A 23,192-nucleotide genomic window follows, 5' to 3' on the forward strand; every position below is an offset into this window, starting at 1 on the left:
GCTCGCCGGTGACCGCACCCGGCCGGGCGGGCGGTCCTGAGCCGCACCGCCCGGTACGTGAACGACCACGAGACCACACAGCTGATACAGAGAGAGTGTGAGGATGCCGAACGTCACTGCAGCCGACGTCAAGCGGCTGCGCGATGCCACGGGCGCGGGCATGATGGACGCGAAGAAGGCGCTGGACGAAGCCGGCGGCGACTTCGACCAGGCCATCGAGGTTCTGCGGATCAAGGGTGCGGCCAAGGCCGCCAAGCGCAGCGCCGAGCGCACCACTGCCAACGGCCTGGTGGCCGCTGAGGGCCCGGCCATGATCGTGCTGGCCTGTGAGACCGACTTCGTCGCGAAGAACGCCGACTTCCAGAAGCTCGCCGCCGACATCGTCGGTGTCGCCGCCACCGCGAAGCCGGCCGACGTCGAGGCGCTGCTGGGCGCGGCGCTGGCCGACGGACGTACGGTCGGCCAGGCCGTCGAGGCCGCGGCCGCCGTCATCGGCGAGAAGATCGAGATCACCAATGTGGCCGTCGTCGACGGCCAGGTGGCCACGTACCTGCACAGGCGGTCGGCCGACCTGCCGCCGCAGGTGGGTGTGCTCGTCGAGTACGCCGCCGACGGCTCCGAGACCGCCGCGCAGGCTGCTCGCGACGCCGCCATGCAGGTGGCCGCGCTGCGTCCGACGTACGCCGTCCGCGACGACGTGCCGGCTGACGTGGTCGAGAACGAGCGGCGCATCGCCGAGGCGACCGCCCGCGAGGAAGGCAAGCCCGAGCAGGCGCTGCCGAAGATCATCGAGGGTCGGGTCAACGGCTTCTTCAAGGAGACCGTGCTGGTCGACCAGCCGTCGGTCAAGGAGTCCAAGAAGACCGTCGGCGCGGTGCTCGAGGCAGCGGGCGTGACGGTGAAGCGGTTCGTCCGTTTCGAGGTCTGACCAGACCCGCCCAGGACGAGCGCAGACACGACCTCAGGAGGCCGGCACCGTGACGGAGACGAATGGAACCCAGACGGTGCCGGCCTCGGCTGTGCCGGGCCCGGCCGAGGGAATGCCCGCCGGAGGCCCGGTCACCCCGTCCGGCCGGCGGGTGCTGCTGAAGCTGTCCGGCGAGGTGTTCGGCGGCGGCGCGGTCGGTGTCGACCCCGAGGTCGTCAAGCGGATCGCCGGGCAGATCGCCGCTGTCGTCCAGGACGGCGTGCAGGTCGCCATCGTCGTCGGCGGGGGCAACTTCTTCCGCGGCGCCGAACTACAGCACCACGGTATGGACCGCGCCCGCGGCGACTACATGGGCATGCTGGGCACGGTCATGAACTGCCTGGCCCTGCAGGACTTCCTCGAACACCGCGGCGTCGACACCCGGGTGCAGACGGCCATCACCATGGGCCAGGTGGCCGAGCCGTACATTCCGCGGCGGGCCGCGCGGCACCTGGAGAAGGGGCGCGTCGTCATCTTCGGCGCCGGCGCAGGCATGCCGTACTTCACCACCGACACCGTCGCAGCCCAGCGGGCGCTCGAGATCAGTTGTGATCGGCTCCTGATGGGCAAGAACGGCGTCGACGGTGTCTATGACGCCGACCCGCGGACCAACCCGCAGGCGCGCAAGTACCGGAGCATCACCTACGCCGACGTGCTGCGGCAGCGGCTGAACGTCGCCGACCCGGCCGCGTTCAGCTTGTGCATGGACAATCAGCTGCCCATCGTGGTCTTCGGGTTGGGCGAGGACAATGGCATCGCCCGGGCCATCCGGGGGGAGCGGATCGGTACCTTGGTCGCCTCGAACGTCGAGACCGTCGTCGAGGCCTGAAGCCCACCCCGGGCGGACCGCCGGCAATCCGCGGCCCGGACGGGGGCACTGAGGGCTTCCGGAACCCCTAGGATCGACCGCACACGCAACGCGAAGGAGTAGTGGTGATCGACGAGACCCTCCTCGAAGCCGAGGAGAAGATGGAGAAGGCCGTGTCGGTCGGCAAGGAGGACTTCGCCTCGATCCGGACCGGGCGAGCCCATCCGTCGCTGTTCAACAAGATCGTGGTCGACTACTACGGTGCGCTGACCCCGGTCAACCAGCTCGCGTCGTTCCACGTCAGCGACGCTCGCATGATCACCGTGCAGCCGTACGACAAGGGTTCGCTCGCTGCCATCGAGCGTGCCATCCGCGACTCCGACCTCGGGGTCAACCCCACCAACGACGGCAACATCGTGCGCGTCGTGCTGCCCACCCTCACCGAGGAGCGTCGCCGCGAGTACATCAAGCTCGCGCGCGAGAAGGCCGAGGGCGCGAAGGTGTCCATCCGCAGCGTGCGCCGGCACGCCAAGGAGACGCTGGACAAGTTGGCCCGTGACGGCGAGGTGGGCGAGGACGACGTGGCCAGGGCCGAGAAGCACCTCGAGTCCGTCACGAAGTCGTACGTGGAGCAGATCGACGAGTTGCTGAAGCACAAGGAAGCCGAGCTGCTCGAGGTCTGATAAGACGTGGTGATGACTGACGGGGCCGCGGACGCTGCCGCTTCGGGTAGCCGGACTCGCCGGCATGGCCGGGCCGGTCGCGACCTGCGCGCCGCCACGCTGGTGGGTGTGGGGCTCGCGGCCGTCGTGCTCAGCACGCTGTTCCTGCTCCGGCCGGCCTTCGTCGCGCTGGTCGTGCTGGTCATGGTGGTCGCCGTCTGGGAGCTGGCCACGGCGTTGGGCACCCGGTCGGTGGCGGTGCCCATCGTCCCGGTGGTCCTGGGCGCCGTGCTCATGCTCGCCGGTGCCTACGCCGGCGGCGGATCGCCGCTCATGGTGGGGCTCGGCCTGACCGCCGCGGCGGTCTGTGCCTGGCGTCTCGGCGACCCCGCGCCCGGGTATCTGCGCGATATCTCCGCCGGCATCCTGACCAGCGTCTATGTCCCGTTCCTGGCCGGTTTCGCCGTCCTCATGGTCCGGGCCGACGACGGCGACTGGCGCGTGTTCGCGTTGCTCGCCGTCGTCGTCGCGTCCGACACCGGTGGCTACGCGGCCGGGGTGCTGTTCGGCCGCCATCCGATGGCACCGAGCGTCAGCCCCAAGAAGTCCTGGGAGGGCTTCTGCGGCTCCCTGCTGCTCGGCACCGGCGCCGGGGTGGCGGTCGCGGTCCTCGCGTTCGACGGGCCCTGGTGGAGCGGCGTCGTCCTGGGCCTGGTCGGCGTCGTCGGCGCCACCCTCGGCGATCTCGGCGAGTCGCTGATCAAACGCGACATCGGCGTGAAGGACATGAGTTCGCTGCTGCCGGGGCACGGCGGGCTGATGGACCGCCTCGACTCCCTGCTGCCGTCCGCGCCGCTGGTCTGGCTGGTGCTGGAGTACGTCGTCACCGCCTGAGCCCGCACGCTTGTGGGACAATCGGTGCCATCATGCCCAGACCCGGTGAGCTCACGCTCGTTCCCGCCCGCCGTGGCAAACCGCCGCGCCACCTTGCCGATCTCGACGTCCAGGGCCGCCGCCAGGCGGTCACTGAGCTGGGGGAGAAGCCCTTCCGGGCGGACCAGCTGTCGCGGCACTACTTCGCCCGGTTCGTGTCCGACCCGCAGCACATGACCGACGTTCCCGCCGGAGCGCGTGAGGCCCTGGCCGGACAGCTGTTGCCGACGCTGGCCACCCCGGTGCGGCACCTGGAGACCGACGCCGGCGACACCCGCAAGACGCTGTGGCGGCTGTTCGACGGCGCCTTGGTCGAGAGCGTGCTCATGCGCTACCGGGGGTCGCGCCCCCGGGTGACGCTGTGCGTGTCCAGCCAGGCCGGCTGTGGCATGAACTGTCCGTTCTGCGCGACCGGTCAACAGGGCCTCACTCGGAACATGTCGGCGGCCGAAATCGTCGAACAGGTCGTGGCGGCGGAACGGATGCTGGCGAACGGCGAGGTCGCCGGCGGCCCCGGCCGGGTGACCAACGTGGTCTTCATGGGCATGGGCGAGCCGCTGGCCAACTACAAGGCCGTGCTCACTGCGGTGCACCGGCTGGTCGAGCCGGCACCGGCGGGCCTCGGCATCGGCCGTCGCGGTGTCACCGTCTCCACCGTCGGCCTGGTGCCGGCCATCGACAAGCTGGCGGCCGAGGGCCTCGGCGTCACCCTGGCGCTGTCGCTGCACGCGCCCGACGACGAGCTGCGCGACGAGCTGGTGCCCATCAACACCCGCTGGAAGGTGGGCGAGGCCATCGACGCCGCGTACCGATATTTCCAGAAGACCGGCCGGCGCGTCTCCATCGAGTACGCTCTGATCCGCGACATCAACGACCACGCCTGGCGCGGCGACCTGCTGGGTAAGCTGCTCAATCAGCGTGGCCGGGGGTGGGTGCACGTGAACCCGATCCCGCTGAACCCCACACCCGGTTCGAAGTGGACCGCGTCGCGTCCGGAAGCGCAGGACGCGTTCGTGGCGGCACTGCAGGACCGTGGGGTTCCGGTGACGATCCGGGATACCAGAGGTAGTGACATCGACGGGGCGTGTGGTCAGTTGGCTACCGTTGGCGATTAGTATGCATTGCGCTTGGCTCGGCCGGTCTCGGGGGATATCGGCGTCCTGGCGACAGAGTTGGCTGGACTCGTCGTCGCCTGGACTCCGCCGCCCGGAGGCCGGCCGTTTGCTGTTCGGGAGGAGAGTGACACCTGGTGGCCGTCAGTCGCGAGCCTGAGTTCCGCACCACCCGTATGCGTGAGGGATATGACCTGGATGCGGTCGACGACTTCGTCGATGTGGTGATCGACGCCTTGGAGGGTCGGCCCGCTGGCCGTTCGGTGACTCCGGAGCAGATCGAAGCCGAGGAGTTCAAGGTCGTCCGCATGCGTGAGGGTTACGTCATGGACGACGTCGACGACTGGCTCGATGCCGCCGCCGCCGAGCTGCGACGGCAGCGCAAGGCCGCGCAGGCGTCGCAGCAGGTCTCGGCCCAGGCGTACAACCCGCAGACCACGACCATGGGCACCGCGCCGGTCGGTCCGCCGCCCGCCGCGCAACCACCGGTCGCGCAACCACCGGTTGCACCGCCGCCGGTCGCGCCCCCGGTGCTGCCGCCGCCGGCCGGGTACGCGGCCGCGCCGAGCGCACCGGCCGGCCCGGGCGGTCCCGGGCCGACGGCGCCGAACCCTACGTACCCCGCGTACTACGAGACGTCCCACGGGACCACGCACGGCTCCACCGCGAACTACGACACCCAGGCGTACGACCCGCTCACCGATTCCGCGGTGAACGAGCTCGACCCGGTGTTGCGGGCGCTGGACCCCTCATTCGGCGCGTCGCAGGAGCAGTACGCACACACGCCGGTGCCCCGCACGCCGGAGCCGGCCGTCGACGACGCCTCGCTGGCCCCGTCGACCACGCCGTCCACCGGGCTGCACCACGTCGAGATCTGGGTGCGCGACCTCGACTCCGCCACTCGCTCCTTCGGGTGGCTGTTCGAGCGGCTGGGGTGGACCCTGTTCCAGGCATGGGAGAACGGCCGCTCCTGGCAGGCGCCGGGCGGCGGGCCGTACGTGGTGCTGGAGTGCTCCCCGGACCTCAGCTGGGTGGCCTACGACCGCAAGGCTCCCGGCCTGAACCATCTAGCGCTGGCGGTGCCGGAGCAGTGGATGGTCGACCGCATCGTCTCCGAGGCGCCGGCCTACGGCTGGCGGCTCATGTTCGCCGACCGGCACCCGCACGCCGGCGGGCCGCATCACTACGCGGCCTACATGGAGAACGAGGACGGCTTCGAGGTCGAGGTCGTCGCGCCCTGAGCGTGAGGTGACGCCGCAGCGGCTCACCGGCCGAGGTAGGCGCCGCCGTTGACGTGCAGCACCTGGCCGGTGACGTGCCCGGCGCCCGATGAGGCCAGGTATCGCACCGCGGCCGTGACGTCGTCGGTGGTGCCTTCGCGCTTGGTCATCGTGGCGTCCACCAGCCGTTGCCGCCTGGCCTCGGTGAGCCTGCCGCGGAAGAACTCGGTGCCCGCGGTCAGTCCCGGTGCCACCACGTTGGCGGTGATGCCCCGTGGCCCGACCTCAGCCGCCAGCGACGCCGTCCACGTCTCGACGGCGGCCTTGGCGGCGCCGTAGTCGCCTGCACCCTGCCTGGCGGCGATGGACCCGATGGTGATGACGCGCCCGCCGGACGGCATCCGTGGCAGCAGGCCCGTGGTCACGAGCACCGCCGTGAGCACGTTCGCCTCGAAGTTCGCCCCCCACAGTGCCGCCAGGGCGGCAAGGTCGCCCGGCGCCGGTGTCGGCAGGTCGAAACCGGTGTTGCCGCCGGCCGCGTTGACCAGAACGTCCACGGTGGGTGGCAGCGTGTCCAGGGCCGCCGTGACCGCGGCCGGGTCGGAGGCGTCGAAGTCCACGGCGCGCACGCCGGCGGAGCCCAGCGAGGCGACGGCGTCGTCGAGCACCTCGCGGCGCCGCCCGGTGATGACGACGGTGTCGCCATCGGCCGCGAACGACGCCGCGACGGCCCGCCCGATGCCGGTGCCGCCGCCGGTGACCACGATCGTGCGTCCAGTCATCCCAAACTCCTTTAGTGCTAAAGTAATTGCCGTGACGGAGCGTAGCGCGGGATGAGCGGCCAGGCCAGCGACGACGGTGCCGACCGCATCCAGGCTGCCTGGCGGCGCGAGTTGCCCGGCGTGCCGGTCGGCTCCATTGGCGTCATCACCCGGATCTGGCGCCTCGGGCAGCTGCTGGCCGAGGACCGCCGCCGCACGCTGGAGCGGCTGGGCATCGACAACCCCACCCTCGACCTGCTCAGCACGCTGCGTCGCGGCGGCCCGCCGTACCGGCTCACCGCGGGTGAGATCGCCGCCAACAGCTTCGTCACGCCCGGCGCGGTGTCGCAGCGGGTGGCCCGGGCCGAGGCCGCCGGGCTGGTGCGGCGTGAGCGCTCCGGCCAGGGTGGACGTCACGGCCACGACGGCCGCACGGTCGTCGTCGCGCTCACCGACGCGGGACGGGAGCTGAACGAGCGCGTCGTCACCGAGCTGCTGCGGCACGAGGAGACGTTGCTGGACGGGCTCGGCGACGCCGAGCGCGAGACCTTGGCCGGGCTGCTGAAGACGATGCTGGGCCAGCTGACCGAACGGTTCGGTGCGCAGGACCGGCCGCCGCCCGCCGGCGGCAACCCGTTACGGTAGCCCGCTATGAAGGTGCTCATCTCGGCCGATATGGAAGGCGCCACCGGCGTCACCTGGCCGGCGGACGTCGAGCCGGGAACCGAGCAGTGGCAGCGCTGCCGGTCGATGTTCACGTCCGACGTCAACGGTGCCATCGCCGGGTTGTTCGACGGCGGAGCCGACGAGGTCCTCGTCAACGAGGCCCACGCCACCATGCGCAACCTGCTGCTCGAGCAGCTGGACGAGCGCGCCACCATGATCACCGGCCGGCACAAGGCGCTGACCATGGTCGAGGGCCTGCAGGCCGGCGACGTCGACGGCGTCGTCTTCCTCGGGTACCACGCCGGTGCCGGAGCCGAAGGCGTCCTCGCCCACACGTACCTGCCCAACTCCATCACCGGTGTCTGGGTTGACGGCGAACCGGCGAGCGAGGGCCGCCTCAACGCCTTCGTCGCCGCGGAGTACGGCACGCCGGTCGTCCTGGTCACCGGCGACGACAAGGCCTGCGTCGACGCCGCCACCTACGCGCCGCACGCCCGCACCGTCGCCGTCAAGGACTACGTCTCCCGCTACGCCGCCCGCTGCCGCCCACCGGCGCGGACGTTCGGCGACATCCGAGCCGAGGCGAAGGCCGCCGCGGCGCTCGCGGTCCGGTCCGCACCCCGTACCCGGACGGAGTCGTACACCGTCGAGGTTGAGGTCGACGCCACCCAGCTGGCGGACTTCGCCGGCATGGTTCCGACGGTGGAGCGGGTGGCCGAGCGCCGGGTCCGCTACGTCGTACTCACCGCGTACGAGATGATCCGCTGTTTCAAGGCCGTGACCACCCTCATCTCCAACGGCATCGAGAAGAACTATGGCTGAGCCGGACGTCGTCACCCTCACCTCCGACCTCATCCGCATCGACACCACGAACCCCGGCGACGGCACCGGCCGGGAGCTGCCGGCCGCCGAGTACGTCGCCGAGAAGCTCGCCGATGTGGGCGTCGACGCCGACGTCCTGGTGTCCGCGCCGAACCGGGCGAACGTCGTCGCCCGCATCCCCGGCACCGAGCCGGACCTTCCGGGGCTGCTGGTGCACGGCCACCTGGACGTCGTCCCGGCCGAGGCGGCCGACTGGTCGGTCCCGCCGTTCTCCGGCGAGGTCCGCGACGGCGTCGTCTGGGGCCGCGGCGCCGTGGACATGAAGGGCATGGACGCGATGATGCTCGCCGTCGTCCGGGCCTGGATGCGTGAGGGACGGCGGCCGCGCCGCGACGTCGTGCTGGCGTTCACCGCCGACGAGGAAGGCAGCGCCCGGCACGGCTCGGGCTGGCTCGCTGCCGAGCACCCGGAGCTGTTCGAGGGGTGCACCGAAGGCATCAGCGAGTCCGGCGGCTACACATTCCATGTGGGCGACCAGCGGTTGTATCCCGTCGCCGCCGGCGAACGCGGCACCGCCTGGATGAAGCTGACCGCCACCGGCCGGGCCGGGCACGGGTCGAAGGTCAACGCCGAGAACGCCGTCGCCGCCCTGGCCGGCGCCATGCACCGGCTGTACGAATACGAGTGGCCGGTCCGGCTGACCCCGACCGTCCAGGCGTCGGTCGAGGCGATCGGGGCTGCCCTCGGTGTCCCGGTCGATCTGACCGACCTGGACGGGACCGTCGCGAAGTTCGGGGAGGCCCGCGCGCTGGTCGAGGCGGTGCTGCGCAACAGCACGAACCCGACCATGCTCAACGCCGGCTACAAGGTCAACGTCATCCCGGAGACCGCCGTCGGCATGGTCGACGGCCGGATCGTGCCCGGCGCCCGCGACGAGTTCGAAGCCACCGTCGCCGAGCTCGTCGGGCCGGACGTGCGGTGGGAGTACGAGCACGCCGAGATCCCGCTGTCCGCGGACCCGGCCTCGCCGACCTTCGCGGCGATGGCGGCGGCGCTGACCGCCGAAGACCCGGGCGGGCACGTCGTCCCGATGTGCATGGCCGGCGGCACCGACGCCAAACAGTTCTCGCGGCTGGGCATCGTCGGTTACGGCTTCGCTCCGCTGCGGATGCCGCCGGATCTCGACTACGGTGCCTTGTTCCACGGTGTCGACGAGCGGGTGCCCGTCGACGCGCTGGAGTTCGGTACCCGCGTACTCGACCGTTTCCTCACCACCGTCGGCTGACGCAAGGAGTTTGTGCCGTGCCGCAGATCGCACCGTACGGAAGTTGGCCCTCGCCGGTGGCAGCGGACCTGGTCGCCGAGCACGACGGCCGGCCGGGCTGGGTCAGCCACGACGGCGAGCGCGCCTGGTGGTTGCGGCCGCAGCCGGCCGAGGGCGGCCGCATCGCGTTGCTGCGCTCGGGGGCCGACGGTGAGCCCGAGGTGGTGCTGCCGGCGCCGTGGAACGTCCGCACCCGGGTGCACGAGTACGGCGGCATGGCGTACCTGCTGGTTCCGGAGTCTTCGGGCGGCGGGCCGTCGGTGGTGTTCGCCGAGTTCTCCGACCAGCGGCTGTACCGGTACTGGCCGGACGACGCGCGGCGCGAGGCGGTGGCGCTGACACCGGAGCCGCCGCTGCCGTCGGGGCTGCGCTACGCCGAGCCGGTGCTGTCGCCGGACCGCCGCGAGGTGTGGTGCATCCGCGAGGAGCACACCGGGCCGCAGTCCACGGACGTGCGGCGGGCCATCGTCGCGGTGCCTCTGGACGGCTCGGCCGACGTCCGGGTGCTGGTCGAGGACACCCACTTCCTCGCCTGCCCGCGCACGTCGCCCGACGGCAGCCGGTTGTCCTGGATCGGCTGGGAACACCCGAGCATGCCCTGGGACGGAACGCTGCTGCGCGTCGCGCCGGTCAGCGTCGGCGCGGGCGGCGTCGCCGACGTGGGTGAGCCGGTCACCGTCGCCGGCGGTCCGGACGAGGCCATCGCGCAGGCGGAATGGGAGTCCGCGGAGTCACTGCTGGTGGCCACGGACCGCACCGGCTGGTGGAACCTGCACCGGGTGACCCTGGACGGCGGCGAGCCGGTCAACCTGTGCGAGCGGGACGAGGAGTTCGCCGGCCCGCTGTGGCAGCTCGGCATGCGCTGGTTCGCGCTCCTGCCCGACGGCCGGGTCGCCACCATCCACGGGCGCGCCGCCACCACGCTGAGCCTCCTCGACCCCGCCACCGGCCTGCTGCACGACCTCGCCGAGGACGACCGCACCGAGTGGGCGCCGACGCTCGCGGTCGCCGGTGACGCCGTGGCCGGTGTCGCGGCCTCTCCGGACACTCCGTTCGAGGTGGTCACGGCAGCGGGTGGTCAGACGCGGGTCACGGCGCCGGCGTCGTCCACGGTGCCGGCGACGGCGCTGCCCCGGCCGGAGGCGCGTACGTTCGCCGGGCCGGAGGGCCGCGACGTGCACGCCATCGTGTATCCGCCCACCGGGGACGGGTTCGCCGCGCCCGACGGTGAGCTGCCGCCGTACGTCGTGTTCGTGCACGGCGGGCCGACCAGCCGGGTGCCGATGGTGCAGGACCTGGAGATCGCGTACTTCACCAGCCGAGGGATCGGCGTCGTCGAGGTGAACTACGGCGGATCCACCGGCTTCGGCCGCGACTACCGCAACCGGCTGCGGCACAACTGGGGTGTCGTCGACGTCGAGGACGCCGTCGCGGCGGCCCGCGCGCTGGTCGCGGAAGGCGCCGCCGACCCGGACCGGCTGGCCATCCGCGGCGGCAGCGCCGGCGGCTGGACGTCGGCCGCCGCCCTGGCATTCACCGACGCCTTCGCCTGCGCGACGATCATGTACCCGGTGCTCGACCTCGTCGCCTTCCGCAGCGGTGAGACGCACGACTTCGAATCGCAGTACCTGGAGTCGCTGGTCGGTCCGTGGCCCGAGACGGCCGAGCGGTACCGGTCGCGGTCGCCGATCAACGTGCCCGAGCGGTTCACCGTCCCGTTCCTGCTGCTGCAGGGCCTCGAGGACGAGGTCTGCCCGCCGGGGCCGACGGCGCGGTTCGTCGAACGAGTGGCAGAGCTCGGCTCGCCGCACGAATACATCACGTTCGAGGGTGAGCAGCACGGCTTCCGCCGCAAGGAGACCATCGTGGCCGCGCTGGAGGCAGAGCTGGCGCTCTACGCCCGCGTCTTCGGGTTCACGGCCGCATGACGGCGCGCGCTGTGGCGGCGGGGATGCGGCCGCGCCGGCTGGTGCCGGGGGACCGGGTCGCCGTCGTCGCGCCGAGCGGCCCGGTGCCGAAGGACCGTCTCGACCGAGGCTGCGACATCTTGCGCGGCTGGGGCCTGGACGTCGTCGTCATGCCGCACGTCCTGGACACGCATGCGTCGTTCGGGTACCTGGCCGGCGCCGACGCCGACCGGGCCGCCGACCTCGAAGCCGCCTGGTGCGACCCTGACGTGGCCGCCGTGTTGTGCGCGCGGGGCGGGTACGGCGTCCAACGGCTGTCCGAGCTGCTCGACTGGTCGCGGATGGCGGCGGCGGTGCGGGACAACGGCCCGAAGGCGTTCGTCGGCTACAGCGACATCACCGCACTGCACGCCGCGTTCGCCACCAAGCTCGGGGTGGCCACGGTGCACGGCCCGATGGTCGCCACCGAGGCGTTCGTGACCGACGGGCGGACGTCGTCGTCCCTGCGGGAGCAGCTGTTCGCGCCGGAGTCGGACACCGCCCGGGTGCTGACGTCGCCGGGGGCTCGGTGCCTGGTGCCGGGGCTCGCATCCGGTGTGACCGCGGGAGGCTGTCTCGCACTGGTGGCCGCCGAGCTCGGGACGCCGACCGGCCTGCCGTCGGCGGCCGGCGCGATCGTGCTGCTGGAGGACGTGGACGAGAAGGCCTACCGGATCGACGGTTTCCTCACCCACCTGCTGCGGGCCGGCTGGTTCGACGGCGTAGCCGGGATCGCCCTGGGCTCCTGGCACGAGTGCGAACCCGTGGAGGACCTGGTCCTGGACCGCCTCGGCGGGCTCGGAGTCCCCATCGTGACGGAGCTCGGCTTCGGCCACGGCCCGTCCACCATCAGCGTCCCGCTCGGCGTTCCCGCGGTGCTCGACGCCGACGCCGCCACCCTGACGCTGGCCATCCCCGCATCGACCTGAAAATGATCACGTGCACCATGGGTGTACCCGCTCCACCAGGAATGCTTGCCCGCTGCAGCGGGAGAAACCCTGGTGACGCGGCCCGGCGCGATTTCCGGTCAGACGGCTTCGGCGACCGCTATCGTCCAATGCCGTGAGCGCGCTGCTGTGGGGCCTGCTGGCCAGTTCCTCACTGGTGATCGGCGCGCTCATCGTGCTGGTGCGCCCGCCCGGTCAGCGCACCGTGGCGCTGGTCATGGCGTTCGGTGCCGGCGTCCTGATCAGCGCCGTCGCCTATGACCTGGTCGAAGACGCCTTCGAGCATGCCGACGCGTGGACGCTGCTGCTCGGCCTCGGCGCGGGCGCCGTCACCTTCTACGCCGGCGACCTGCTCATCGACCGGCTCGGCGGTGCCGACCGGAAGCGCTCTACCGGCGCGCAGGCTGCCGGCGGGGGAGCGGCCATCGCGTTCGGCACCGTCCTGGACGGCGTGCCGGAGTCCGTCGTCCTCGGGACCACGCTGGTCGGCGGCTCGGGCGTCAGCGTCGCCATGCTCGCCGCGGTGTTCCTGTCCAACCTGCCCGAGGCGATGTCGGCGACGTCCGGGCTGGTGAAGTCGGGGACGCCGCGCCGTTCGATCATGCTCCTCTGGTTGGCGACGACGGCGGTGTCCGGCGTGGCCGCGTGGCTGGGCTGGTACGTCCTCGGCGGCGCGGACGCGGGTGCGGTCGGGTTCGTGCAGGCGTTCGCCGCCGGCGCTCTGCTGACCATGCTCGCCGACACCATGATCCCTGAGGCCTACGAGTTCGGCGGCCCGTCCACCGGCCTCATGACGGTGCTCGGCTTCAGCGTCGCGTTCGGCCTGAGCACCCTGGCGTAGACGGGGGCCAGTCACTGCATCCGTGGATCGCGGGTGGGGTCGGCATACATGGCCGGGCAGTCGTCGTCGACGGCTTGACGACGCAGTTCGTAGTGCCAGGGCTCGTTGCCGTAGATCTGGCACAGCCCGTACTCGGCGCCGTGTTCGGACAGCCACGCCGTCGCATCGGAGGGGCCGATGTCGACCGCGTCCCCCGACACGTGAAGTGACGTGTCCGCGCTGGAAACCCATCGGGCCGCTTCCTCCTCCGACCCATACTCGGAGATCGCCTCGCGAAGCAGCTGATCCTGGTACTCCGGGGAACGCCAGCCACTGTTGACGTAGAACGTGACGCCGTCGTCCGCGGCATCCGTCGCCGCTTCGCGCAGGGCTCGGAGCAGCTCGGAGTCGAGGTTGGCGACGCCGGGATACTCGTCGTCGAACACCGTCACGCCGTCGGGAACGGCGCCGTCCGCCACATCGCGATCGTCACCTGCACCGTGGGGGCCGCCCGCAGGACGAGGTGGCCTCAGGTGACGATCTGTGGCCGCCGACGGGGCGTCGGGAGTCACCGCGGGGGTGTCGGTGACCGCCGTGTCGACGGCGGGCGATGCGCCCGACGACGACGAGGATTCCTGCGGCCGGAGAACGAGGACCCCGACAAGCGTCGCGCTGACGGCCAGGGCGGCAACGAGAGCAGCGAGGACGGTCGACAGGGTACGGCGGGTTCGTGCTGGGTGGTTGTCGGACATGCATCCCAGTCAAGGCGGCGCGGTGTTGCCAGGGCGTATGCGGTTTTCGATATGCCGGCGATATGCGCCGGTCCGTAGCATCGAGGCATGCGTGTGTTGGTCGTCGAGGACGAGCCCTACATGGCAGAAGCCATCCGCGACGGGCTGCGTCTGGAAGCGATCACGGCCGACATCGCCGGTGGCGGAGACACCGCTCTGGAGCTGCTGAGCGTCAACGCCTACGACCTGGCCGTCCTCGACCGCGACATCCCTGGGCCCTCCGGCGACGAGATCGCCACACGCATCGTCGCCTCCGGCAGCGGCATGCCGATTCTCATGCTCACCGCCGCCGACCGGCTCGACGACAAGGCCTCCGGGTTCGAGCTCGGCGCCGACGACTACCTGACGAAGCCCTTCGCACTCCGAGAACTCGTACTGCGTCTCAGAGCACTCGACCGCAGGCGCGCCCACAACAGGCCACCCGTGCGAGAGCTCGCGGGCCTACAGGTGGACCCGTTCCGCCGCGAGGTCTACCGCGACGGCCGCTACGTCGCGCTCACCCGCAAGCAGTTCGCCGTGCTCGAGGTTCTCGTCGCCGCCGAAGGCGGTGTCGTCAGCGCCGAAGAGTTGCTGGCGCGGGCGTGGGACGAGAACGCCGACCCGTTCACCAACGCCGTGCGCATCACGGTCTCGGCCCTGCGCAAACGCCTCGGCGAACCCTGGGTCGTCGCCACTGTGCCCGGTGTCGGGTACCGCATCGATACCGGACCGGACGCCGGAGGCGCGGCAGGTGAGCGTGGCTAGAGCACGCGGCCTGAGCGTCCGCCTCAAGCTCACCCTCAGCTACGCCGGCTTCCTCATGCTCGCGGGCGCCCTGCTGCTCGCGACCGTGTGGAGGTTCCTCCTGCACTACGTGCCCGACCGCGTGCGCTTCAGCCCCGGCCCCTTCAGCCCTACCCGCTCCGATCTCCTGGATGCTTTCGCGCCGAGGGCGGCCCAGGCGCTGGCGTTCCTACTGGTGTTCGGCCTGGTGGGAGGGTGGATTCTCGCCGGGCGGATGCTCGCCCCACTGACGCGCATCACCGACGCCACCCGTCTGGCGGCGGACGGATCGCTCGCCCACCGGATCCAGTTGGAGGGCCGCAAGGACGAGTTCCGTGAACTCGCGGACGCCTTCGACACCATGCTCGCCCAGCTCGAGGCACACGTCGCCGAACAGCAGAGATTCGCCGCCAACGCCTCCCACGAACTGCGCACCCCACTGGCTATCACGCAGGCACTCCTCGACGTCGCCCGCAACGATCGGCAGCGCGACACCGACGAGCTCCTCGAACGCCTGCACCTCGTCAACACCCGAGCGATCGACCTCACCGAGGCACTGCTCCTGCTCAGCCGCGCCGACCAACGCTCCTTCACCCGAGAACACGTCGACCTGTCCCTCATTGCGGAAGAAGCCACGGAAGCACTCCTCCCCCTCGCGGAGAAGCGCGGCCTGACCCTCGAGACCTCCGGCGCGATGGCCCCCACCATCGGCTCGCAAGCGCTCCTGCTGCAGATGACGACGAACCTCGTGCACAACGCGATCGTCCACAACCGGCCTGAACAGGGCGCCGTGTGGGTGACGACCAGCGTGCACCCCGAGGCCGTGGCACTCACTGTCGAGAATACCGGCGAGAAGCTCGCGCCGCAGTTGGTCTCGACCCTCACCGAACCGTTCCAGCGCGGCGCCACACGCACCCGCGCCGACCACGCAGGCGTCGGCCTCGGCCTGGCGATCGTCAAGAGCATCGCCCGAGCACACGACGGAACGCTCACCATCGTTCCCCGCCCCGGCGGCGGACTCCGCGTCACGGTGCGGCTCACTTCCGCGCGCGTCCGAGGAGACGCCGCACCGGTGTGATCGTCTTCTGGGCTGCGGTTTCGACGGCGTGAAGCTCCGGCCCGGGCGGCGGGTGGGTGCGTAGGCACGCGGCCAGCCCCGGCTCGACCGCTACTCGGTGTTACCGTATAGTGGTACTCGGTACTACCGGGTACCGGAAGACCGAAAGGGTCCGCGATGGACGACCTGACGGAAATGCTGAAGGGCACGCTCGAGGGCTGCGTGCTCGAGATCATCGGCAGCGAGGAGACCTACGGGTACGCCATCACACGTCGGCTCAACGAGCTCGGCTTCGCCGACGTCATCGAGGGGACGATTTACACCATCCTGCTCCGACTGGAGAAGAACGGGCTCGTCCAGGTGACGAAACGACCGTCCGACCTGGGCCCGCCGCGCAAGTTCTATGCGCTCAACGACGCGGGACGCGAAGAACTCGCAAGATTCTGGGCGAAATGGGAGTACATCACATCTCGGATCGACAAGCTCAAGGAGGGCGGGCGATGAAGTTCTGGGAGACCATCACAGGCAGCGATCTCACCAGGGACTGGAAGGCCTTCGAAGCCCGGGCCGACGCATTGCCGGCCGACTACCGGGCGGCGTGGGACCAGATCAAAGGTCATCTCTTTCCCTACGCGGACTTCACAGGTCGCAACCTGACGCCGATTCTCGACGGTGCTCTGGGGCTGCTCGAAGAGACAGCGGCCGATGGGCAGAGCGTCGAGGAAGTGCTGGGTGACGACATCGAGGGCTTCTGCGCTGCTCTGGCCGGTGAAGAAGGCGCCCGCAGCTACCGCGACCGGTGGCGCGAGCAGTTGAACCGGAACGTCGCGAGGAAACTGGGCCAGCTAGGAGGCTGACGTGGGCATCCAGGACATCATCGAGGGAAAGAAGCAATGGCGGTCGCACCTGGCGCGGGTCAAGGCGCTCCCACCGGACTACCAGATCGTCTACAAGGAGATTCAGCGGTACTTCTTCAAGATCGGGCCGGTCGGGTTGGCTGACGGGTCCCTGCTCACGGGGATCGTGGACTTCTTCGAGGAGGGCGTCGCGGCCGGCAAGGGGGTTCTGGAGCTCATCGGCACCGACGTCGCGGCCTTCTGCGACGACCTGGTGAAAGACTCGCCTACCTATGCGGACATCTATCAGGAATCCATCAGCGCGAGGCGCCCGGTCGAGGAGTAGCGTCAACTGACTACCCCGGTTAGCCCGGACCTTTCAGGGGGCCGGCGGGTGCGACGGTTGCTGCCGGCCTCCCTTTCGTCCGTCCTCATGTGACCATCGGAACCGCTGTAGATGGGGAAGGATGAGTGTGCGCATCGGGGGCGCTTCGAGGACGCCATCGAGGAAGCCAGGCTGGCGCAAGGGGACCGCAGCCAACCGCCGTGGGCTGAGAGGCCCAGGCCGTTCACGTGCCGGGTGTCGGCTATTCGTCGCGGGGCTCCCGATCGGCCAGGATCTTGTCGATGCCTGCCGCCTGCTCGGTGTGTCCGGTGGCCAGGTAGCTCTCCTTGGCGTCGAGCAGGTCGGCGCGGGCCGAGTCGGCGTGCTCACCCTCGACCGGTCCGGAACGCCGGCCGGCCGCCGTCAGCTCGGCCAGACGCTGGCGGTAACCGGGCGGCTCCGGCCGCGAGTACTCCCGCTCTGCGCCCGGCTCCCGGTACGCGGCGAGGTCGTCAAAAGTGAGGCCACGTGCAGCGAGCCATTGCCTCGTCGCTTCCGGTACGCGTGTGGTGTCCTTGGTGGGGATGTCGCGCATGTAGGTGGTCATGCGATGCCGGCCCCAACGGTCGCGGGGGACAGGATACGGGTCACCAGGTGGCGGTTCAGCCCCGAAGACGTCGAACCACAGATCACGCAGGATCTCGTCGGTGTTCCATTGGGTCTCGGAGGGCAGCGGACCAAACGACGAGTCTCGGATGTGAGCGGCCAGTTCGTCGCGGAAGCCGCGGATATCGTGGAAATTCGTCTCCAGCCTCGCGGGGACGTTGTTGCAGGCCTCCTGGTAGAAGTCCAGCAACTCGCCGCCGCCGTCGCTGAAGGTCTGTCGCCACCACCGAAAGTTTGCACTGATCTCCATCACATCTCCACGTACTCGAACTGATGGCCGCTGTCGTCGAGGAAGTAGCTGGTGATCAGCCGCCACGACTGGTCGGGCCGCTTCGCGAACATCACCAGGCTGCCGGGGCGCTGTCCTCGGCTCACGATGTCGTACTCGCGGACAGCAGGTGCCTCGCCATGACCCTTGTTGGCGGAGGCGCGGCTGTCCAGCCACATTCTCATGCCTGGGTCGGTGTCAGTGCCCGGCGCCCGAAGCGAATAGACATCCTCGGATCTGATGCTGGCGGTCTCCGGCCGGAGGAACAGTCCGACGAATGTCTCGCCCTCCGCCTTGGCATCGAGGTAGGCGTCCAACTCGGCCTGGGTGCGGCCGGCGGCGTTGAACACAGCGATCAACGGCTTGGCGACGGCATCTGGCGAGGTGTAGTGACCGCAGGTGGTGCCGACCTGATGCGCTTGGCCGTTCCAGCGGTGCGACTCGGTCGAACCGTCCGGGTTGAGCTGCCAGTCGTCATCGCCCGCCGGGTCAAGGCGCCACTGGACGCGTGCGAGTTGGTGCTCGCGCCGCAGGTGGTGCCCGTGCCGCTGGACCGCATGCGACGACTGCCCGAACAGGAGCGTACGGGCCAGTGCTTGGAGCTTCGGTGGAAAGCGGGCCACCACCTGGTTGATCGCCCGACGTTTCGACGCGGCATCCGGTAGGCGCCGTGCAATGGCGTCGGCGTCGTGGGCGGTGCTGACAAGGTCGGGGAGGGGCGCGGGCGGTTCGGCCAGGTCGGCTGGCTCGCCGGGCCCGGTGGCGTGTGGCGGCGCCAGCGGGGCGGTGTCGCCGTCGGGCGGTCGCAGGAGCGCCTCGATCTGGCTCGCTTCGGTGGCCATGGCGTGGCCGATGGCGTCGGTGGCGTCCTCGCGGATGGCGGTCATCTGGGTGCCGAGGAGCCTGATCTCGTGCGCGGTCTCGTGCAGTACCTGTCTGAGCTCAGGCGTCGTCGGCCGTTCGATGAGCTCGACGATGGCGTCGATAGCCGTCTTGATCGAGTCGTCGACGGGTTCGGCGTCGGCGGACAGGCCGGCCCGTACCGCGCGCAGCCTCCGGGCAGCCGAAGCCACGTCGGGGTCGTCGTCCGCGCTCATACCTGCCCGCCCCTGCATCGCGCCGATCTATCGCACCACCGTAATGCACACACCAGGCGTGTTACCGCTGCACCAGGCAAGCATTCCTGGTGAAGCGGTAACACGCATGGGGGACGTGATCATTTCCGGGCGGGGGAGAGAGGGGCAGGTCAGCGGGGGCGGCCGTGGATCAGGGGGTTGGTGATCTCGAGGCGGCGGACGACCTCGTTGACGTCGTTGTCGCCGGAAGCGTCGGGGAGGCCGAAGTCGCGGGCCTCGATGACGACGCGGTCGGCATAGACGTCGAGGGTGAGGCCGCGGTTGATGTCGCGGGTGACCACTTCGGAGATGCCACTGGTGTTCTCGCCGCGGGCGTCCCATTCGACGTGCATGGCGCCGGTGTTGACGGCGGTGAACCCGTCGGGGTGGCCGCCGGGGACGCGCCGCTGGACGGCCCAGTCGCCGAGTTCGAACGGATAGTGGGTGTGCCCGGTGAGCAGGATGGCGTTGGGGTGGTCGCCCAGGATCGCGGTCAGTTCGGCGTTGCGTTCGTGGTGGTCGTGGTACCAGGGGATCCACGACGCGGAGACGGTGTCGCCGAGCGGGAAGTGCGTGATGACGACGACCTGCTTGCGCTGCCGGGTCCAGTGGTCCAGGCGCGACTCGAACCAGGCGACCTGCTCGTCGGACATCCCGACCTCCGGCGGCCGGGGGTACTCCTGGCCGAGCACCAGGACGGGGACGTCCCCGCCGGCGCCGGAAATGACGTACTCGTCCCACACCCGGTCGCGCGAAGCGAACTGGAGGAAGCGGTCGCGCAGCGTCTCCCAGGTCTCGCCGGCGTAGCTCTCGTGGTTGCCGATCGCGGCCACCACCTCGTCCGGGACGATGTCCTGCGCACCGTCCATGACGTCGTAGATCTCCTGCCACTCCCGGGTGGTGCCGGAGTTCACGATGTCGCCGACCATCAGCATGCCGGCGGCGTCGGGCCGGACGGCGGACAGGTCGCGCAAGCCGTGCGCGAGGTCGCCGGGGTGGCCCTGGATGTCGCTGACCACCCACAGCGAGGTGGCCTCGTCGACGGGCGGGGTGGGTGTCGCGGTGGTGCGGACGGAGACGCTGTCGACGGCCCAGTACCAGGAGTTGCGCGGCGCATCGAGCCGCCAGCGGAACACCGCCTGTCGCACGCCCTGGGGTACGTCCACCCGCAGCGCTTCGGTGCTGTTGGCGAGGGTGCCGTCGTAGTTGTTCACCGTGTTGGTGCTGTCGTAGCGCAGTAGTTCGGTCTGGATGCCGCTGCCGTCGAACTCGACCGTGACGGTGGCGGTCTGGCCGGTCCATGGCCGCAGGTGGGAGTCGAAGGTCAGCTCGACGGCGTCGTGGCCCCAGACCCGCACCGGTGCCGACACGAGCGTGGTGTCGTAGCGGTCGGCCGCACCCGGTGCGTCGTCGTACTCGTCGGAGTCGGCGACGGCGATGACGTCGTCGGCGCGGCCGAACCGGTGGCGCATCTGGTCCTCGGCGGCGACCCAGTGCTCGCGCGTGGTGAACGTCCAGCCGCGCCAGTCGTCGACGCCGCCGGCGCTCATCTCGGGCGCGATCTCGACCGACCAGCCCTTCGGCCCGGAGTGGGTGTAGCCGGAGGCGGCGACCTCGCCGGCCAGGCCGTTGAAGCTCTCCCGCCACAGGGTCTGGTGGCCGAGCCGCTGGGACGCGCGCTCAGCTCGCTCGTCGTCCGTTGCGGCACCGGCCGACAGCCCGGCGAACAGGCCGGCGACCACCGACGTCGCCGTCGCCGCCGCCAACAGGGCCACACTCGCGCGACCGCGCGCTCGGATCGTCATGAGCCGGACGGTAGGGGCGCAAGGTGACGAAACGTCGGGAAGCGGGCGACGCGCAGGTGACCAGCTGGGGGCGCCTGCCCTTCCCGCTGTGATGACCGACACAGTGTGCAACTTTTCAGGCATAGAAGAATTGCGCACAGCGCAAGATGTGAGTTAGTGTCAGATCACGCGAACCGTCGCGTGACCGCAGTCTCACACCGAAGTGACGCGGCGCTCACCTGGCTCTCAGCCCGTTCACAGGTTCGTCGTGGTGTCCTGACGCCGCTCTTCTCAACTTGACTTGGAGTCCTCGGTGGCGACTTTCCTCTACCGGCTCGGCCGGTTCTCGTATCGACGCCGCAGGCTGGTCGGAGCGATCTGGCTGGCCCTGCTCGCGCTGTTCGGCGTGGGTGCCGCGACGCTGTCCGGCCCCACGTCGGACACGTTCTCCATTCCCGGCACCGAGTCCCAGCAGGCCTTCGACCTGCTCGAGGAGCGGTTCCCCGGCGGCAACACCGACGGTGCGACGGCGCGCGTCGTGTTCGCCGCCCCTGACGGTGAGACGCTCACCGATCCGCAGAACCAGGCGGTCGTCTCGGACGTGCTCGCCGAGCTGACGACGGCCCCGCAGGTCGCCGACGTGCCCGACCCGTTCCAGGTCGGTACCGTCTCCGAGGATGGGCGCATCGCGTTCTCGCAGGTGACGTACTCGGTTCCGTTCTTCGACCTCACCGACGAAGCTCGTGAGGCGCTGACCGAGGCGGCCGACGTCGGGCGCGACGCCGGGCTGACGGTCGAGCTCGGTGGCGAGGCGGCCATGAGCAACGAGGAGCCGGCCGGCACGGAGATCATCGGCATCGGCGTCGCCGCGGTGGTGCTGATCATCACCTTCGGTTCGCTCATCGCGGCCGGGCTGCCGCTGCTCACGGCCATCCTCGGCATCGCCGTCGGCATGTCGGCCATCACCGCCGCCAGCGGGTTCATGGACATCGGGTCCAGCACGCCGACGCTGGCGCTGATGCTCGGTCTGGCGGTCGGCATCGACTACGCCCTGTTCATCGTCTCGCGGTACCGGCACGAGCTGGCCGAAGGCCGAGCGGGGGAGGAGGCGGCCGGCCGGGCCGTCGGAACCGCGGGTTCGGCGGTCGTGTTCGCCGGTCTGACTGTCATGATCGCGCTGGCCGGACTGTTCGTGGTCGACATCCCGATGCTGACCGAGATGGGTCTGGCGGCCGCGCTCACCGTCGGCATCGCCGTCATCATCGCGCTCAGCCTGCTGCCGGCACTGCTCGGTTTCGCCAAGCACCGCGTCCTGGGCGGGCGTATCCCCGGACTGCGGCGCACCCGCGACCCGGAGGCGAGCGACGGGCGCCGGACGCTGGGCCGCCGGTGGGCCGAGCTCATCACCCGCCGGCCAATCCCGGTGCTGGTGATCGCCGGAGCGGCCATGCTCGCGCTGGCGGCTCCGCTGACCGACCTGCGACTGGGGCTGCCGGACGAGGGCAGCTCCCCGCCGGACAGCACTCAGCGCCAGGCCTACGACCTCACTGTCGAGGGCTTCGGCGCGGGGTTCAACGGCCCGCTCACGGTCGTGGTCGACGCGGCCGGCAGCTCCGACCCGCAGGCCGCGGCCGATGAGGTCGTGACGTCGCTGCAGGGCCTGGACGGTGTCGTCAACGTCACGCCGCCGGCGTTCAACGAGGCCGGCGACACCGCGATCGTCAACGTCGTGCCGCAGTACGGGCCCGGCAGTGCCGAGACCGAGGACCTGGTCGGTGACATCCGTGACCAGGTCGGCGACGTCGGCGAGGTGACGGGGGCGGAGGTCTCCGTCACCGGCAACACCGCCATCAACATCGACTTCTCCGAGCGGATGGCCGAGGCGCTGCTGCCGTACCTGGCATTGGTGGTCGGTCTGTCGTTCGTGCTGCTGATGCTGGTGTTCCGGTCGCTGCTGGTGCCGCTGAAGGCGGCGCTGGGCTTCCTGCTCACCATGGGTGCCACGTTCGGCGCCATCGTGGCGGTGTTCCAGTGGGGTTGGTTCAACGGGCTGCTGGGTATCGAGCAGACCGGGCCGATCATCAGCATGCTGCCGATCTTCCTGATCGGTGTGGTGTTCGGCCTCGCGATGGACTACCAGGTGTTCCTGGTCACGCGGATGCGCGAGGAGCACGTGCACGGTGCGTCGCCCACGGACGCGGTGGTGGTCGGCTTCCAGCACGGCGCGCGGGTGGTGGCCGCGGCCGCGGTCATCATGATCAGCGTGTTCGCCGCCTTCATCTTCGGTGGCGAGGACGTGATCATGCAGGTGGGCCTGGCGCTGGCGGCCGCCGTGGCGTTCGACGCCTTCGTGGTCCGCATGACCATCGTCCCGGCGGTCATGACGCTGCTGGGCAGCCGGGCCTGGTTCCTGCCGAGGTGGCTGGACCGCATCCTGCCCAACGTGGACGTCGAGGGGGAGAAGCTGACCCAGTACCTCGAGGACCCGCCGGAGCGGGAGCCGCGGCTGGAGCCGGCCAAGAGCTGAGTCTCCCAGTGGCGCCTGAGCGGGCGGCCCGGACCGTGGTCCGGCCGCCCGCTCTTTCGTGCAGTGTGAGAAA

23 protein-coding genes are annotated in these 23,192 nt (G+C 70.4%); 18 read left to right on the forward strand and 5 right to left on the reverse strand.

Annotated features, from left to right (window positions below):
- The first annotated feature begins 103 nt into the window (after positions 1 to 103).
- The 6 genes from tsf to JIAGA_RS33775 all read left to right on the forward strand — a co-directional run bounded on the left by tsf (position 104) and on the right by JIAGA_RS33775 (position 5,723).
- A complete protein-coding gene (gene tsf / locus JIAGA_RS0109785; protein WP_026875514.1) occupies positions 104 to 928 on the forward strand; it encodes a translation elongation factor Ts in 825 nt (274 codons plus the stop codon).
- Between the two features lie 112 nt (positions 929 to 1,040).
- A complete protein-coding gene (gene pyrH / locus JIAGA_RS0109790; RefSeq protein ID WP_026875515.1) occupies positions 1,041 to 1,796 on the forward strand; it encodes a UMP kinase in 756 nt (251 codons plus the stop codon).
- A gap of 104 nt (positions 1,797 to 1,900) precedes the next feature.
- The gene (gene frr / locus JIAGA_RS0109795) at positions 1,901 to 2,458 is read left to right on the forward strand and encodes a ribosome recycling factor (protein ID WP_026875516.1); all 558 of its coding nucleotides are present in this window, start codon (positions 1,901 to 1,903) and stop codon (positions 2,456 to 2,458) included.
- 12 nt (positions 2,459 to 2,470) lie between these two features.
- Positions 2,471 to 3,331: a phosphatidate cytidylyltransferase gene (locus JIAGA_RS35230; RefSeq protein WP_026875517.1), complete on the forward strand. Its 861-nt coding sequence runs from the start codon at positions 2,471 to 2,473 to the stop codon at positions 3,329 to 3,331.
- Positions 3,332 to 3,363: 32 nt separating this feature from the next.
- Positions 3,364 to 4,485 (forward strand): dual-specificity RNA methyltransferase RlmN, encoded by a 1,122-nt coding sequence (gene rlmN / locus JIAGA_RS28805; RefSeq protein WP_035812341.1) that lies wholly within the window; start codon positions 3,364 to 3,366, stop codon positions 4,483 to 4,485.
- Between the two features lie 134 nt (positions 4,486 to 4,619).
- Positions 4,620 to 5,723 carry a DivIVA domain-containing protein gene (locus JIAGA_RS33775; protein ID WP_084469601.1) on the forward strand — a complete coding sequence of 368 codons (1,104 nt, stop codon included), beginning with the start codon at positions 4,620 to 4,622 and terminating at the stop codon, positions 5,721 to 5,723.
- Positions 5,724 to 5,746: 23 nt separating this feature from the next.
- Here JIAGA_RS33775 and JIAGA_RS0109815 read toward each other — a convergent pair whose 3' ends face one another.
- Positions 5,747 to 6,484, reverse strand: coding sequence for an SDR family NAD(P)-dependent oxidoreductase (locus JIAGA_RS0109815; RefSeq protein ID WP_026875519.1), 738 nt, complete (start codon positions 6,482 to 6,484; stop codon positions 5,747 to 5,749).
- 51 nt (positions 6,485 to 6,535) lie between these two features.
- Here JIAGA_RS0109815 and JIAGA_RS0109820 point away from each other — a divergent pair, with 51 nt between their 5' ends.
- The 6 genes from JIAGA_RS0109820 to JIAGA_RS0109845 all read left to right on the forward strand — a co-directional run bounded on the left by JIAGA_RS0109820 (position 6,536) and on the right by JIAGA_RS0109845 (position 13,009).
- Positions 6,536 to 7,108: a MarR family winged helix-turn-helix transcriptional regulator gene (locus tag JIAGA_RS0109820; RefSeq protein ID WP_026875520.1), complete on the forward strand. Its 573-nt coding sequence runs from the start codon at positions 6,536 to 6,538 to the stop codon at positions 7,106 to 7,108.
- A gap of 6 nt (positions 7,109 to 7,114) precedes the next feature.
- Positions 7,115 to 7,951, forward strand: coding sequence for a M55 family metallopeptidase (locus JIAGA_RS0109825; RefSeq protein WP_026875521.1), 837 nt, complete (start codon positions 7,115 to 7,117; stop codon positions 7,949 to 7,951).
- On the forward strand, positions 7,944 to 9,236 hold the full coding sequence (locus tag JIAGA_RS0109830) for a M20/M25/M40 family metallo-hydrolase (protein ID WP_026875522.1): 1,293 nt from the start codon (positions 7,944 to 7,946) through the stop codon (positions 9,234 to 9,236). Before JIAGA_RS0109825 ends, JIAGA_RS0109830 begins: the two co-directional genes overlap by 8 nt.
- A gap of 17 nt (positions 9,237 to 9,253) precedes the next feature.
- Positions 9,254 to 11,203, forward strand: coding sequence for an LpqB family beta-propeller domain-containing protein (locus tag JIAGA_RS0109835; RefSeq protein WP_026875523.1), 1,950 nt, complete (start codon positions 9,254 to 9,256; stop codon positions 11,201 to 11,203).
- Complete coding sequence (locus JIAGA_RS0109840; protein WP_026875524.1) at positions 11,200 to 12,150, forward strand: S66 peptidase family protein; 951 nt, start codon at positions 11,200 to 11,202, stop codon at positions 12,148 to 12,150. The genes JIAGA_RS0109835 and JIAGA_RS0109840 overlap by 4 nt, the downstream gene beginning before the upstream one ends.
- Positions 12,151 to 12,283: 133 nt before the next feature.
- Positions 12,284 to 13,009 carry a ZIP family metal transporter gene (locus JIAGA_RS0109845; RefSeq protein WP_026875525.1) on the forward strand — a complete coding sequence of 242 codons (726 nt, stop codon included), beginning with the start codon at positions 12,284 to 12,286 and terminating at the stop codon, positions 13,007 to 13,009.
- 11 nt (positions 13,010 to 13,020) lie between these two features.
- Here JIAGA_RS0109845 and JIAGA_RS35235 read toward each other — a convergent pair whose 3' ends face one another.
- A complete protein-coding gene (locus JIAGA_RS35235) occupies positions 13,021 to 13,740 on the reverse strand; it encodes a M15 family metallopeptidase (RefSeq protein WP_084469602.1) in 720 nt (239 codons plus the stop codon).
- An 87-nt stretch (positions 13,741 to 13,827) separates the two neighbouring features.
- On the opposite strand from JIAGA_RS35235, the gene JIAGA_RS0109855 reads away from it, so the two are divergent.
- From JIAGA_RS0109855 to JIAGA_RS0109875, 5 genes are all read left to right on the forward strand, one after another.
- Positions 13,828 to 14,523 (forward strand): response regulator transcription factor, encoded by a 696-nt coding sequence (locus JIAGA_RS0109855; RefSeq protein WP_026875527.1) that lies wholly within the window; start codon positions 13,828 to 13,830, stop codon positions 14,521 to 14,523.
- Positions 14,516 to 15,619, forward strand: coding sequence for a sensor histidine kinase (locus JIAGA_RS0109860; RefSeq protein ID WP_026875528.1), 1,104 nt, complete (start codon positions 14,516 to 14,518; stop codon positions 15,617 to 15,619). Before JIAGA_RS0109855 ends, JIAGA_RS0109860 begins: the two co-directional genes overlap by 8 nt.
- Before the next feature lie 156 nt (positions 15,620 to 15,775).
- Entirely contained in the window at positions 15,776 to 16,102 is a 327-nt protein-coding gene (locus JIAGA_RS0109865; RefSeq protein WP_026875529.1) for a PadR family transcriptional regulator, read from the forward strand.
- Positions 16,099 to 16,455, forward strand: a complete 357-nt coding sequence (locus JIAGA_RS0109870) for a DUF1048 domain-containing protein (protein ID WP_026875530.1) — start codon at positions 16,099 to 16,101, stop codon at positions 16,453 to 16,455. The genes JIAGA_RS0109865 and JIAGA_RS0109870 overlap by 4 nt, the downstream gene beginning before the upstream one ends.
- Before the next feature lies 1 nt (position 16,456).
- Positions 16,457 to 16,780, forward strand: a complete 324-nt coding sequence (locus tag JIAGA_RS0109875) for a DUF1048 domain-containing protein (RefSeq protein ID WP_026875531.1) — start codon at positions 16,457 to 16,459, stop codon at positions 16,778 to 16,780.
- Positions 16,781 to 17,021: 241 nt separating this feature from the next.
- Here JIAGA_RS0109875 and JIAGA_RS0109880 read toward each other — a convergent pair whose 3' ends face one another.
- The 3 genes from JIAGA_RS0109880 to JIAGA_RS0109890 all read right to left on the reverse strand — a co-directional run bounded on the left by JIAGA_RS0109880 (position 17,022) and on the right by JIAGA_RS0109890 (position 20,613).
- Entirely contained in the window at positions 17,022 to 17,675 is a 654-nt protein-coding gene (locus JIAGA_RS0109880; protein ID WP_026875532.1) for a hypothetical protein, read from the reverse strand.
- Positions 17,675 to 18,790: a hypothetical protein gene (locus JIAGA_RS0109885; RefSeq protein ID WP_026875533.1), complete on the reverse strand. Its 1,116-nt coding sequence runs from the start codon at positions 18,788 to 18,790 to the stop codon at positions 17,675 to 17,677. Before JIAGA_RS0109885 ends, JIAGA_RS0109880 begins: the two co-directional genes overlap by 1 nt.
- 149 nt (positions 18,791 to 18,939) lie before the next feature.
- On the reverse strand, positions 18,940 to 20,613 hold the full coding sequence (locus JIAGA_RS0109890) for a metallophosphoesterase family protein (protein WP_211239596.1): 1,674 nt from the start codon (positions 20,611 to 20,613) through the stop codon (positions 18,940 to 18,942).
- A gap of 292 nt (positions 20,614 to 20,905) precedes the next feature.
- Between JIAGA_RS0109890 and JIAGA_RS28810 the strand changes: the two genes are divergently transcribed.
- On the forward strand, positions 20,906 to 23,119 hold the full coding sequence (locus tag JIAGA_RS28810; protein ID WP_035812342.1) for an MMPL family transporter: 2,214 nt from the start codon (positions 20,906 to 20,908) through the stop codon (positions 23,117 to 23,119).
- Positions 23,120 to 23,192: the final 73 nt, after the last annotated feature.

Source organism: Jiangella gansuensis DSM 44835 (assembly GCF_000515395.1).
GTDB lineage: Bacteria > Actinomycetota > Actinomycetes > Jiangellales > Jiangellaceae > Jiangella > Jiangella gansuensis.